The following is a 13,576-nucleotide window of genomic DNA, read 5'->3' as shown; positions in this document are numbered from 1 at the left end:
TAAAGGATGGATTGCCATGCAGGACTGGACAAGGGAAAAACAACTGGAGGAACGGATTTTGCAGGAAGAAAAACTCGCCCTGTACTTTTACACGCCATTATGTGGCACATGCCAGCTGGCGGGGAGGATGCTGGAGATTGCAGAACAGGCCGTCCCCCGCTTTCCTTATGCCAAAGCCAATCTGAATTACGTGCCACAAATGGCGGAAAAATACAAGATCGAAAGCGTACCGTGCCTGCTCCTCCTTGAAAACGGGAAAGCAATAGACAAAGTGTACGCTTTTCAATCCGTCCCGGCATTATTTGAAAAATTGTCTTCTTTTTAATGAGAAAACGGCGGAACATCCGATTTGGGCATTCATAAACGGAAACACCGCTTGCATGGCGGAAAAAAACGGGCAGGCTTTTGCGCAAAAACGCCGCTCAAACCGCAGAAAAAACTTTTTTCAGACACTGTTCGAGCATTGCCGCCAAAACCGGCCGGAAAAGCGCGCGATTTGTTGAACGATTCCGGCAGGATCAGCGCTACCCGTGCAGAATAGGTAAAGGAAATGAGGATTGGAGCGTGTTGCCATGAAACGGACCATCCAGTTTTTCCTGAACAGCCTGGCACGGAAAAAACAATTGCGGATGCTGCTGCCGGCGGTGCCTGTTACCGTATCGTTCCGCACAGGGGAAGAATGCTTGCTCGTTGCTTTTTCCAAGGAGTGTTGCGTGCAGCTTGAAACCGGCAAAGCGGATTTTGAACTGGAAATGGCGCTCCGGCAATTCGAACAGCTTCTGTCCCGCCGTGCGCGCCTCGGGACATTTCTGAAAATGGGCGAACTCCGGTACAGGGGAACGTATCGCCATTTTTTATTGCTGGAATCTTTATTCTGGCTTGCGGGAACTCCGCAACCTGTGCCAAAAAGCAAAGCCAGATCCGCCTGATTATCAAATAACAGACTGAAAATGAGAATCACAGCATAACCGGGATTGCAAAACAAATCCCGGCTTTTTTTATGCCGTTTCAGGCGGCTGCCCGGATTCCCAATGCGCAATCCAGGGAAATTCAAGAAATCTGTATCAGGAATTTTATACCGGCTCTATTTTGTGCTATTATTAATGAATAAGCAAGACCGGAAAACCGCGGAAAAAAGATGGCATGCCATGGTTATCCACAGGTTTTTACTAGTTGCGCATAGTTTTCATTTGTTATAAAATAATAATGAGAATAAATTGAGAATGAATTGGATCTGAATATACAAACAACGGAGGAATTTTTTATGGCAGGATCAAAACTCGTAATAAAAGATCTTCACGTCGAAGTAGAGGGAAAAGAAATTTTAAAAGGGGTCAATCTGGAAGTAAACAGCGGTGAATTTCATGCGATCATGGGCCCGAACGGAACAGGGAAATCGACGCTGTCTTCTGCCATTATGGGGCACCCGAAATACATCGTTACCCAAGGGACCATCACGCTTGACGGAAAAAATGTGCTGGAAATGGAAGTCGATGAACGTGCGAAAGCCGGCCTGTTTCTCGCAATGCAATATCCAAGCGAAATCAGCGGCGTGACAAATGCGGAATTTTTGCGCTCGGCGGTCAATGCGCGCCGCGGCGAAGGCAATGAAATCCCGCTGATGAAATTTATCCGCGAGCTCGACAAAAAGATGGAATTTCTTGAAATGGATACAAACATGGCGCAACGCTATTTGAATGAAGGCTTTTCCGGCGGCGAGAAAAAACGGAACGAGATTTTGCAGCTTATGATGATTGAACCGAAAATTGCGATTCTCGATGAAATCGACTCCGGCCTTGACATCGATGCATTGAAAGTTGTCGCAAAAGGCATCAACTCGATGCGCAGCGAAGATTTCGGCTGCATTATCATTACCCACTACCAACGATTGTTAAACTATATTACACCGGATGCCGTCCACATCATGATGCAAGGGCGCATCGTCAAATCAGGCGGCCCTGAACTGGCAAACCGCCTTGAAGCGGAAGGCTACGAATGGATTAAACAGGAACTTGGCATCGAAGACGAAACGGTCGGCCAGGAAGCTTAAGCAGGGGGCGAGAGACTTGATGACAGAAACGAAATTAGCAATGAATGAGCAAGATGTCCGCACCTTTTCCGAACAAAATGGTGAACCGGAATGGCTGAAGGAGTTCCGCCTCCAGGCATTAGCCCGGGCCCAGGTCCTGCCGCTTCCGGAAGTGGACAAGACGAAACTGAATAAATGGAACTTTACGCAATTTACCGATTTCAGCATGGAAAGCGCAGCCTACAGCACTTTGAATGAACTGCCGGAAAAAGTAAAGGTGCTCGTGGATCTTGAAAACGCGAAGCAAAACTTGTATATCCAGCATAACCAGACACCGGCTTATCTGTCCTTGTCGGAAAGCGCGAAAGCACAAGGCGTCATTTTGGCCGATATTTTGACAGCAGTAAGGACACATCCTGAGCTCGTCCAAAAATATTTGATGACAGAGGCGGTTAAGCCTGATGAACATCGTTTGACGGCGCTCCATGCTGCGCTGATGAACGGCGGGACATTCTTATACGTGCCAAAAAACGTTGTGCTCGAAGAACCGGTTCAGGCCATTTATGTGCACGACCATGAAACAGCGCCGCTTTTCAACCATGTGCTGGTGGTCGCTGAAGAAAATAGTGCCGTCACCTATGTGGAAAACTATATTTCGGCAAACGATGGTGCAAAAGGCATTGTGAACATCATAACGGAAGTCATTGCCGGCCCCAATGCAAAGATCGAATACGGCGCGGTTGATGCGCTTGCAAAAGGGGTCACCACATATGTGAACCGCCGCGGTTACACCGGGCGCGATGCCCAAATTGAATGGTCGCTCGGCATGATGAATGACGGCAATACGATTTCAGACAATACGACCAATCTTGTGGGCGACGGATCCGTTTCCCATTCCAAAACCGTTGTGGTTAGCCGCGGCAAACAGACGCAAAACTTTACAACGCGCATTACCCACTTCGGGAAAAATACAGAAAGCTTCATTTTAAAACATGGCGTTGTCAAAGACGCGTCCACGATGATTTTTAACGGGATCGGCAAAATCGAGCACGGCGCGAGCAAGTCGGACGCCGAGCAGGAATCGCGTGTCCTCATGCTAAGCGAAAAAGCGCGCGGCGATGCAAACCCGATGCTGCTCATTGATGAAGACGACGTCATGGCTGGCCACGCCGCATCTGTCGGCCGTGTCGATCCGGTCCAGCTTTACTATTTGATGAGCCGCGGGATTTCAAGAATTGAAGCGGAAAGGCTGATCATCCACGGCTTCCTTGCACCGGTTGTCAATCAGCTTCCGATTGAAAGTGTAAAAAAACAATTGACGGAAGTCATTGAAAGGAAAGTCAGATAATGGATATCAAAGAAGTTCGCCGGCAGTTTCCCATATTGGACCAGGAAGTAAACGGCCACCCGCTTGTTTATTTAGACAGTGCTGCGACTTCACAAAAGCCGCTCCGTGTCATTGAGGCCGTCAACCAATATTACCGGGAATATAATTCGAATGTCCATCGCGGCGTCCATACACTTGGGACAAAAGCGACCGACCATTACGAAGGCGCGCGCGAAAAAGTCCGCAAATTTATCGGCGCCGAATCAACGGAAGAAATAATTTTTACAAAAGGGACGACAGCCGGGCTGAACCTTGTTGCCCGCAGTTTCGGTGATGCACAAGTACAGGAAGGCGATGAGATCGTCATTACCTACATGGAGCACCACAGCAACCTCATTCCGTGGCAGCAGCTCGCCAAAAGAAAAGGCGCCGTTTTGAAATATGTGCCGATGCAAAAAAACGGCACGCTGCGGCTTGAAGATGTGGAAAAAACGGTCACGGAGCGGACAAAGATAGTGGCAGCAGCACTTGTCTCCAACGTGCTCGGCACGATTAACCCGGTAAAAGAGATGGCGAAAATTGCACACAGCCGTGGTGCTTACATGGTCGTGGATGCCGCCCAGGGTGCGCCGCATATGAAAGTGGACGTAAGGGATCTTGACTGCGACTTTCTTGCATTTTCCGGCCACAAAATGTGCGGCCCGACCGGCATCGGCGTCCTGTACGGCAAAAAGGCGCTGCTTGAAGAGATGGAACCGCTCGAGTACGGCGGCGAAATGATTGATTTTGTCGGCCTGTACGATTCCACCTGGAAAGAACTTCCGTGGAAGTTTGAAGGCGGCACCCCGATCATTGCCGGTGCAATCGGCCTCGGGGAAGCCATCGATTTTCTCGAAGAAATCGGGCTTGATGAAATCACCGCGCATGAACAGGATTTAAGTGCTTATTGCCTCGGGCAGCTTTCTGAATTAGAAGGGATTACGGTGTACGGCCCGGAAAGCGCAGACGAACGCGCCGGCCTTGTGACATTTAATCTGGAAAACGTGCATCCGCATGATGCCGCGACCATTCTCGATGCGGAAGGAATTGCGATCCGCGCGGGACACCACTGTGCGCAGCCGTTGATGAAATGGCTGGACGTGACAGCGACCGCACGCGCAAGCTTTTATTTATATAATACGAAAGAAGATATTGACAAACTTGTTGCCGGTATCGTCAAAGCAAAGGAGTATTTCACAAATGTCTTCTAATCTTGATGCGCTTTACCGCAGTGTGATTATGGACCATTATAAAAATCCGCGGAACAGGGGCAGTTTGGAAGATGGAAGCCTGACAGTCGACATGAATAACCCGACTTGCGGCGACCGGATCCATTTGACGATGAAAGTGGAGGGCGGCCTCATCCGGGATGCGAAATTTACCGGTGAAGGCTGTTCCATCTCGATGGCGTCGGCCTCCATGATGACACAGGCCGTCAAGGGAAAGACAGTCGATGAAGCGCTGAAACTTTCCCACATTTTCTCGGAGATGGTGCAGGGAAAAGACTATGAAGAGTCGGAAGATCTTGGCGATATTGAAGCATTACACGGCGTATCCAAATTCCCCGCCCGGATCAAATGTGCAACTTTGGCATGGAAAGCAATGGAAAAAGGGGTAAGAAGCGAAAAAGGATTGGAGGAATGATGGCTGATGGCTAAAAAAATGCCGGAAATCGGCGATTACAAATACGGCTTTCATGATAAAGACGTTTCCATTTTCCGTGCAAAACGCGGATTGACGAAAGAAATTGTGGAAGAAATTTCAAAAATGAAAGAAGAACCGCAATGGATGCTTGATTTTCGCCTGAAGTCTCTTGAACATTTTTACAATAAACCGATGCCGCAATGGGGCGGCGATCTGTCCGCGTTAAATTTCGACGACATAACGTATTACGTCAAACCGACGGAACATGCCGGCCGCTCGTGGGATGAAGTGCCGCAGGAAATCAAAAACACATTTGATAAGCTTGGCATTCCGGAAGCGGAACAAAAATACCTGGCCGGCGTTTCTGCACAGTACGAATCGGAAGTTGTCTACCATAACATGAAGCAGGATCTCGAAAAACTCGGGATTGTGTTCAAAGATACGGACTCCGCTTTAAAAGAAAATGAAGATATTTTCCGCAAATACTGGGCAACCGTCATTCCGCCGACGGACAATAAATTTGCGGCTTTAAACTCGGCTGTCTGGTCGGGGGGATCTTTCATTTATGTACCGCCGGGTGTAAAAGTGGATACCCCGCTGCAAGCTTACTTCCGGATCAATTCGGAAAATATGGGGCAGTTTGAACGGACGCTTATCATCGTTGACGAAGGTGCCTCTGTCCACTATGTCGAAGGTTGCACGGCGCCGGTATACACGACAAACTCCCTCCACAGCGCAGTCGTTGAAATTATCGTCAAGAAAAATGCCTATTGCCGTTATACGACGATCCAAAACTGGGCGAACAACGTTTATAATCTTGTAACGAAACGTGCTGTTTGTGAAGAGAATGCGACAATGGAATGGATTGACGGCAACATCGGTTCGAAACTGACGATGAAGTATCCTTCCGTGCTGCTGAAAGGCGAAGGGGCACGCGGCATGACGCTGTCGATCGCGATCGCCGGAAAAGGCCAGCACCAGGATGCCGGCGCGAAAATGTACCACCTGGCGCCGAATACATCGTCCACGATCGTATCCAAATCGATTTCAAAACACGGCGGAAAAGTCACATACCGCGGCATGGTGCATTTCGGCCGGAAAGCGGACGGCGCACGTTCCAATGTTGAATGCGACACGCTGATTATGGATCACCTGTCCACATCAGACACCGTGCCTTACAACGAAATTTTAAACAACAATATTTCGTTAGAACACGAAGCAAAAGTCTCAAAAGTGTCGGAAGAACAGCTCTTTTACTTGATGAGCCGCGGCATTTCCGAACAGGAAGCAACGGAAATGATTGTGATGGGCTTCATCGAACCGTTCACAAAAGAACTTCCGATGGAATACGCCGTTGAAATGAACCGTTTGATCAAGTTCGAGATGGAAGGCTCGATTGGATAACCTTGATATATCAACGTTTATAAAGGGTGAACGTAGGGTTGCGATTGACCCCGCGAATCGCTCCTGCTGATATCCTGCTGTAAAGCACGGTTTTAAACGTGATGGCAGAAAAAACAGCCGCTTGCGGATTCCGCGCGGCTGTTTTTTTCATGGGGCGCCGATTTGAAAATCGTGGTAAAATAAACTGCATAAGCATAAAGGATAAAAAGCGGCCGTATGAAACGGCATGACGAGATTACCCTCATAACGATAAGGGGACCAAACATGAACGAAATTTTACATATATACCATACAAATGATATCCACAGCCATTTTGAAAACTGGCCGAAAATCCGCCATTTTCTTGAGCGGAAACAGGTGCAGCATGCCCGGCAACATGAAGAGATGCTACTGTTTGATCTTGGCGACCATGTCGACAGATGGCATCCGTATACAGAAGGGACTATGGGCAAAGCAAATGTCCGGCTTTTAAATCAACTGGGGTATTTGGCTGCAACCATCGGCAATAATGAAGGAATTACGATGCCGCACGAGGCGCTTGACACATTGTATGGGGAAGCGCAATTTGACGTGATTCTTGCCAACCTGTATAGAGAAAACGGGAAACGGCCACAGTGGGCAGCGCCGCGGAAATTGTACATGACAAAAAGCGGTGTCAAAATCGGGGTAACCGGTGTGACGGCAGGATTTTATAAACTGTACCGGCTGCTTGGCTGGCAGCTCTCCAATCCGCTGGAAGAACTTGGGAAACAAATGGATATTTTAAAAAACGAGGCGGATATCCTTATCGTCTTGTCGCATCTCGGCATTCATGACGACCGCCTTATTGCAAAGCTGTACCCGGAAGTGGACCTTGTTTTGGGCGGGCATACGCACCATGTGCTGGCAAAAGGCGAAATGGACGGACGGACGCTGCTTGCTGCAGCCGGTAAATACGGCTATTATATCGGTCATGTCAAGCTTGAAATCGATCCGGCTGCCAAAAAAATAGTCTATCAGTCCGCCCGTGCTTTACCGACCGGAAACTTCCAGGAACCGCCCGGAGAAACGGCCGAGATTGAACACTACTATTTTGAAGGAAAAAAATTATTGAATCAAGAACTTGTGTATTTACCGGAAAAATTGGAATCGGACTGGTTCAGGGAAAACCGGCTTGCGGGCTTGCTTTGCGATGCGGTAATGGAATGGTGCGATGCCGATTGCGCGTTTTTAAATGCCGGCCTTGTGCTGGACAGTCTGGAACACGGGCCGGTCACGAAATTTGATCTCCACCGTATTCTCCCGCACCCGATCAACCCATGCCTGGTCGAGCTGACAGGCGAAAAACTTCAGGAAGTGCTTCTTTCAACGCTCGACCCGAAATGGCCGCATCTGGAGCTGAAAGGGCTCGGTTTCCGCGGGAAAATCATGGGCCGGTTTATTTACCGGAATATCGGCTTTAATCATGCTTTGCAGAAAATAGAGGTGGGGGGCAGGCCGCTGGAGCCGGACCGCATCTACAGGCTTGGTACGATTGATATGTACACATTTGGCGACTTTTTCCCGCATATTCGTGAGGCGAAAATCCATTATTTTATGCCGGAATTTTTGCGTGACGTAATGGAATGGAAGTTATTGAAGGAATACGGCCAGCAGGATTAAATACCCAGACGCAAAGCAAGGCAGCAATGCATCAATCGAAGTTTCCTGGCCCCGAGAATCAGTGATGCCAACGGAGTTTCCAAGGGCCTTTTTGCGGAATGGGGATATGGCAGCACAGCGGCTGGCAGGAATTTTTCACCGCCCTTTTCATAAAGTATAAAAGAAAGGGGCGGATGGAAATGGTAACCGTAACACCTGTTGAGATCGGGGGACATACGTTTATCGCGACAACTGTCCGGCTGCCGAAAACAACCTTGCTGGCCGTATCGTGCGACAAGGGTTATATTATGTGCGGTGCGCTTGATGTGAGCTTGTTGAATGATCAACTAAAAGACCGCCAAATTATCGCCGGCAGGGCAGTCGGTGTGAAGACGATCGAACAATTGCTGGAAGCACCGCTCGAGTCGGTCACCCATGAAGCGGAAAAACTCGGTATTACCGCCGGCATGATCGGGAAAAAGGCACTGTTAAAAATGATCTAAACGTTCGATCAGACTGAAGCACAAAAAAGGTGTTGCATGCGTCTTTCCCGGGCGATGAAGGACAAAAAGCAGGGCCCTAAGTGTCGAAATGTCCTTCATCGGGGTGATGAAGGACAAAACATGTGCCGGGAAACAGCGAAATGTCCTTCATCGGGGTAATGAAGGACAAACCGCGAACCGGGAAATAACGAAATGTCTTTCATTCACAGATTAGGAAAGACAAACCGCACCGCAGCCGGAAAACATAAAAATATCCTTCAGCACACCAACCAGGACCGCGTTTTTTGATCATAATCCCTCCTGTACAGACATATATTTGCTTTCAGGGGGGATTTTTTATGCGAAAATTCCGCACCTCAAAACGGCGGGGACCATTGCCGGCGCGGTATGTGCTTTTGCTTTCCATCGCATTTTTTACGGTGACTACCATTATCAGCATTATCATTATTGACGAAGGCATAAAACCAACATTAATGCGGTACGCCGAGTCGGAAATGAAAAAAATCGCCTCGTATGTCACGAACGAAGCAATTAAAGACCATGTGAGCGGCGGAAAAAACAGCAAGTTGGATACGATTGACCCGCGGGAATTGGCCGCCACCCAGTCTGAAATTGAAAACCAAATTACCCGCCAATTTAAAGAAGTGGAAGAAGGAGACATTACGTCTCTTGAAGAAATATCAAACGACGGCATGCTCGGCAAAAAGAAAAAATCAAAACCCGAAATTTTTTCCGTTCCGCTCGGGAAAGTAACCAATATCGCCCTGCTTGGGAACATGGGGCCGGATATTCCCGTGACCTTTCAAATGGTGGGGGATGTTGAAAGCTCCAATATTAAAGTAAAAAAAGAAGAATACGGCATTAACAACGCATTTTTTTATATTTATGTTCAAATCAAAATCAAAATGCAGGTCATTATCCCGTTTGCCTCGGATGTCATCACTTACACTCATGATGTCCCGCTTGCAATGGGCAACTATAATGGCGATGTCCCGCAATTTTATAACGGAAACGGCGGCGGTGCGCAGCCGCTCATCGAACTGCCGAAAAGCACGAAATAAGGAGCGCCACATTCGCATTGTAGTGCTCCTTATTTCCGCTGTTTCTCAAGCGATTCCCATCTCCTTAAGTACGGGTAAGGATCAAAAGACCATTCGTTTCGGCCGTTGTCTTTGTATATGCCGTAGTGCAAATGCGGCGGGAATTTTCCGGATGTGCCGGGCGGGCCGTAACCGGTGCTGCCGACGCTGCCGATCAGCATGCCCGGTTTGACGACCTGGCCGACATGCAAATTTTTGGCATAACCGCTTAAATGGGCAAAATAATGATACGAATTGTTCAAATCACGGATGCCGATGCGCCAGCCGCCGTACTTGTTCCACCCTTTCAATTCAATGACCCCGTAACAAGTCGCGCGTACCGGAACGCCGTAATCGGCAAAAATATCCGTCCCTTCGTGGATGCGGCGCCCGCCCCAGCCGCGCCGGTCGCCCCATGTGCTCCGGTAGCTGTAATTGTATCCGGGCGGGATCGGGAACGCCTGGTCTGTCAGCTGAATGGTGCCGAATGTCTTGTAAATCTTCGCCTTTTCCGTAATCAGCTGCACGGCTTTATCCCGTTTGTAATAATGCCACAGCGCAATTTCAAAGCCGTCGTCGTCCGTTCCATACTGCAGCAAATAGTCGCTCATCGTAAAAAGCACGTCCAGATCATGGTTGCGGTCAGCTTTCCCATCTCCGTTCCCGTCCTTGCCGATCCCGCCGAAAAACGCAATCGAAAGCGGGCGGGTATCATTGTGGTTCGGATTGGAAAGCCCGGACCACTTTTCAGGGGGAAAATAAATGGAAATAAGGCCGGCCGGTTTCGGCAGGTCGGAACGGACAAACCGGATGCTCCGTTCATACTGGTCGATGGCTGCCAAATTGTACCACGGAATCTGGGTAAATGCCTCCATATGCTGATAAAGTTCCATCCGTTTTTTGTACATTTCTTTATCGGGCATTTCTTTTGCTTGGGCATGAATGGCAGAAAATGAAAGCCCCGTTACAAGGCAGAAAAGCAAAGCAAACCGCAATGTGAAAACCCTCTTTCTGTCAATGTTGTCGATTTGGCACCGTACAAACAGAAAATCGCAATATGAAAATCTTCTTATGCTTATTGTGGAAAGAGCAGCGGATTTTCATCAATATTAAATATTGGAAAAACCGGTGGCGTTTTCTTTTCAAAGAAGTGCCGAATGTGGTAAAGTGAGAGAGAACAAACCCGGGAAAATGGTGGGAGAGATGGAAAATGAACAAACAGGAAGAGATTTTACGCAAACCCGAATGGCTGAAAATCAAGCTTAATACGAATGAAAATTATACAGGATTAAAAAAATTAATGCGCACGGAAAACTTACATACTGTTTGCGAAGAAGCGAGATGCCCGAATATCCATGAATGCTGGGGAACAAGGCGGACTGCAACTTTCATGATTCTGGGCGATACGTGCACACGCGCCTGCCGTTTTTGCGCCGTAAAAACAGGGCTGCCGTCCGAACTTGACTGGCAGGAACCGGAACGGGTTGCTGAATCGGTGCAAAAAATGAACTTGAAGCATGTGGTTGTGACGATGGTGGCCCGTGATGATTTGAAAGACGGCGGGGCAGCGGTAATGGCTGAAACGATCCGTGCGATCCGCCGCATAAATCCATTTACGACCATTGAAGTGCTGCCTTCCGATTTGCAGGGCCGGTACGAAAGTTTAAAAACATTGATGGATGCAAAACCGGATATTTTAAACCATAATATCGAAACGGTCCGGAGGCTGACAAGAAGGGTCCGCGCCCGCGCCACGTACGACAGGTCGCTTGAATTTTTGCATCGGGCAAAGGAAATGCAGCCGGAGATTCCGACAAAATCAAGCATCATGGTCGGCCTCGGCGAAACGATGGAAGAACTGGCGGAAGCAATGGATGATCTGCGCGCCAATAATGTGGACATCGTGACGTTCGGGCAGTATTTGCAGCCGACGAAAAAACATATGAAAGTGGTCAAATATTACCACCCGGATGAATTTGCCGAATTAAAACGAATAGCGCTTGAAAAGGGATTCAGCCACTGCGAATCCGGCCCGCTTGTCCGCTCTTCATACCATGCGGATGAACAGGTAGGTGCCGCTGCAAAAGCAAAGCATATTTTAGGGAACATGGAACAAACGCAACAAATTTGAGAAACAGGCTGCGCACTTGATGGGCGCAGTTTTTTTCACGGAAAATTCCGCTCAATGGAGTTGAAAAAATTTTTCGCGTTCCGCTTAGAATTTGGGCGTTTTTTCGCTATAATAAAATTAGGCAGGAAGGCACACGGGGAAAATGGAGGGATTGAACTTGGTCACCATCCACCGCCATACGTACGAGATTATTGACAATTACCGGAATGGCTACAATGAAGAAGCATTCCGATGCAGATATAGTGAAATACTGGAAAAGTACGACTATATTGTCGGCGACTGGGGTTACGGACAGCTGCGGCTGCGCGGCTTTTTTGATGACCGCAATCCGAAATCCACTTTTGACACCAGAATCAGTACACTCACGGAATATCTTTATGAATACTGCAATTTCGGCTGTGCCTATTTTGTCGCAAAGAAAGTCGTTGCCAAATAAGTGTTGCCCGGCACCGCCAGTTGATAAATTTTAGGCAGAAGGTGACAGGATGTATTTTGTGGATCGTGAAAAAATAAACGGGATATTGTCATTTATGGAAAAGCGGCTTGCCTTGTTTCAAGCGCAACCGGCCTGGCAGACCGAAATCGAAAAGGCTGCTTTGGAAAGAATTGCAGAAACAGTCATCGAATCGGTCCTTGATGCCGGAAACGCGATCATTGACGGGTTTATTATGCGCGATCCGGGGAGCTACGAAGACATCATTGACATTTTGGAAGATGAAAATGTGGTTTCAGCCGAATCGGCAAAGCAGCTGACGGCTGTCATCGCGCTCAGGAAGCAGCTTGTCCGGGAATATACGGATCCGGATTACGCCACTTTTCAGGAAGTGCTTGCGGCTAACTTCAAGGCGCTCGAACGGTTTCCGAAAGATGTGCGCACTTACCTGGCAAACGAACTCGGCCCGGTTAACGCTTTTAAAGGGGAATAAGCAACGAAACAGAGAGGAATTTCAGCATGAAAAAGTATAAAGCCTATTTGATTGATTTGGACGGCACTATGTACCGCGGAACGGAAAAAATAGAAGAAGCCGGCGATTTTGTCAGCCGGTTGCAGGAAAAAGGGATCCCGTATTTATTTGTTACAAACAATTCTTCGAGGACACCATCCCAGGTTGCCGAAAAACTGCGCGGATTCGATATACCGGCAAAAACGGAGCAGGTCTTTACGACATCCATGGCAACCGCCCGCTATATTTATGAGGAAAAACCGGATGCTTCTGTATATGTGATTGGCGAAGAAGGCATTAAAACGGCCATCAAAGAAAAAGGTTTTACGGTCACATCCGATCACCCCGATTATGTGGTGCTCGGCATCGACCGGGAGATTACTTACGAAAAGCTAGCCCTCGGCGCCATTGCGATCCGTAATGGGGCAAAATTTGTTTCCACGAACGCCGATATTGCGCTTCCAACTGAACGCGGGCTGCTCCCGGGAAACGGGGCTTTAACCTCGGTGCTTGCGGTTGCGACCCAAACCAAGCCGGTCTTTATCGGCAAACCGGAACCGATCATTACCGAGCAGGCACTTGAATATCTCGGTTCGAAAAAAGAAGAGACGATCATGGTTGGGGACAATTACGATACGGATATTCTGGCGGGCATCCGCACGGGCATTGACACCCTGCTCGTCCATACCGGCGTAACGACAAAGGAAATGTTGAAAACAAAAGAAGTCCAGCCAACCTATACGGTTGATACCCTTGACCAGTGGGAAGTGTGACAAGCGCGGGGCAAAAGGAGGAGCCATATGCCTGCCTCGGCAAAGTCCGCGTTATTTGGAAAACGAAGACCGAAAAAACGGCA

The 13,576-nt window shown here is 48.5% G+C and carries 15 protein-coding genes; 14 read left to right on the top strand and 1 reads right to left on the bottom strand.

Annotated elements, in window-relative coordinates:
* Window positions 1–16: 16 nt before the first annotated feature.
* The 10 genes from NSU00_RS11450 (at window position 17) to yunB (ending at window position 9,627) form a co-directional block, all read left to right on the top strand.
* Window positions 17–325 (top strand): thioredoxin family protein, encoded by a 309-nt coding sequence (locus tag NSU00_RS11450; RefSeq protein WP_017554847.1) that lies wholly within the window; start codon window positions 17–19, stop codon window positions 323–325.
* A 247-nt stretch (window positions 326–572) separates the two neighbouring features.
* A complete protein-coding gene (locus tag NSU00_RS11445; protein ID WP_019721395.1) occupies window positions 573–929 on the top strand; it encodes a hypothetical protein in 357 nt (118 codons plus the stop codon).
* 335 nt (window positions 930–1,264) lie between these two features.
* Window positions 1,265–2,050 carry a Fe-S cluster assembly ATPase SufC gene (gene sufC, locus NSU00_RS11440; protein WP_035189630.1) on the top strand — a complete coding sequence of 262 codons (786 nt, stop codon included), beginning with the start codon at window positions 1,265–1,267 and terminating at the stop codon, window positions 2,048–2,050.
* Between the two features lie 16 nt (window positions 2,051–2,066).
* Window positions 2,067–3,377: a Fe-S cluster assembly protein SufD gene (sufD, locus tag NSU00_RS11435; RefSeq protein WP_019721396.1), complete on the top strand. Its 1,311-nt coding sequence runs from the start codon at window positions 2,067–2,069 to the stop codon at window positions 3,375–3,377.
* Window positions 3,377–4,606, top strand: coding sequence for a cysteine desulfurase (locus NSU00_RS11430; protein ID WP_019721397.1), 1,230 nt, complete (start codon window positions 3,377–3,379; stop codon window positions 4,604–4,606). Before sufD ends, NSU00_RS11430 begins: the two co-directional genes overlap by 1 nt.
* Complete coding sequence (sufU, locus tag NSU00_RS11425; protein WP_017553424.1) at window positions 4,596–5,039, top strand: Fe-S cluster assembly sulfur transfer protein SufU; 444 nt, start codon at window positions 4,596–4,598, stop codon at window positions 5,037–5,039. Before NSU00_RS11430 ends, sufU begins: the two co-directional genes overlap by 11 nt.
* Before the next feature lie 6 nt (window positions 5,040–5,045).
* Window positions 5,046–6,443 (top strand): Fe-S cluster assembly protein SufB, encoded by a 1,398-nt coding sequence (sufB, locus tag NSU00_RS11420; RefSeq protein WP_013860137.1) that lies wholly within the window; start codon window positions 5,046–5,048, stop codon window positions 6,441–6,443.
* 264 nt (window positions 6,444–6,707) lie between these two features.
* Complete coding sequence (locus NSU00_RS11415) at window positions 6,708–8,084, top strand: bifunctional metallophosphatase/5'-nucleotidase (protein ID WP_328192393.1); 1,377 nt, start codon at window positions 6,708–6,710, stop codon at window positions 8,082–8,084.
* Window positions 8,085–8,263: 179 nt separating this feature from the next.
* On the top strand, window positions 8,264–8,566 hold the full coding sequence (locus tag NSU00_RS11410; protein WP_029142400.1) for a YunC family protein: 303 nt from the start codon (window positions 8,264–8,266) through the stop codon (window positions 8,564–8,566).
* Window positions 8,567–8,904: 338 nt separating this feature from the next.
* Window positions 8,905–9,627, top strand: a complete 723-nt coding sequence (gene yunB, locus NSU00_RS11405) for a sporulation protein YunB (RefSeq protein ID WP_017554582.1) — start codon at window positions 8,905–8,907, stop codon at window positions 9,625–9,627.
* Window positions 9,628–9,656: 29 nt separating this feature from the next.
* Here yunB and NSU00_RS11400 read toward each other — a convergent pair whose 3' ends face one another.
* On the bottom strand, window positions 9,657–10,640 hold the full coding sequence (locus NSU00_RS11400) for a M23 family metallopeptidase (RefSeq protein WP_035189645.1): 984 nt from the start codon (window positions 10,638–10,640) through the stop codon (window positions 9,657–9,659).
* A gap of 215 nt (window positions 10,641–10,855) precedes the next feature.
* On the opposite strand from NSU00_RS11400, the gene lipA reads away from it, so the two are divergent.
* From lipA to NSU00_RS11380, 4 genes are all read left to right on the top strand, one after another.
* Window positions 10,856–11,776 carry a lipoyl synthase gene (lipA, locus tag NSU00_RS11395; RefSeq protein ID WP_013860130.1) on the top strand — a complete coding sequence of 307 codons (921 nt, stop codon included), beginning with the start codon at window positions 10,856–10,858 and terminating at the stop codon, window positions 11,774–11,776.
* Between the two features lie 142 nt (window positions 11,777–11,918).
* Window positions 11,919–12,212, top strand: a complete 294-nt coding sequence (locus tag NSU00_RS11390; RefSeq protein ID WP_371729386.1) for a YutD family protein — start codon at window positions 11,919–11,921, stop codon at window positions 12,210–12,212.
* Between the two features lie 49 nt (window positions 12,213–12,261).
* Window positions 12,262–12,702, top strand: a complete 441-nt coding sequence (locus NSU00_RS11385) for a DUF86 domain-containing protein (protein WP_029142398.1) — start codon at window positions 12,262–12,264, stop codon at window positions 12,700–12,702.
* Between the two features lie 26 nt (window positions 12,703–12,728).
* Window positions 12,729–13,493 (top strand): TIGR01457 family HAD-type hydrolase, encoded by a 765-nt coding sequence (locus NSU00_RS11380; RefSeq protein WP_118498225.1) that lies wholly within the window; start codon window positions 12,729–12,731, stop codon window positions 13,491–13,493.
* Window positions 13,494–13,576: the final 83 nt, after the last annotated feature.

Origin of the sequence: Weizmannia sp. FSL W8-0401 (assembly GCF_038009125.1) — a bacterium.
In the GTDB taxonomy this organism is placed as follows: domain Bacteria; phylum Bacillota; class Bacilli; order Bacillales; family Bacillaceae_C; genus Weizmannia; species Weizmannia coagulans.
Note: the sequence above shows the minus strand (reverse complement) of the source record. Positions and strands in the feature narration are given on the sequence as shown.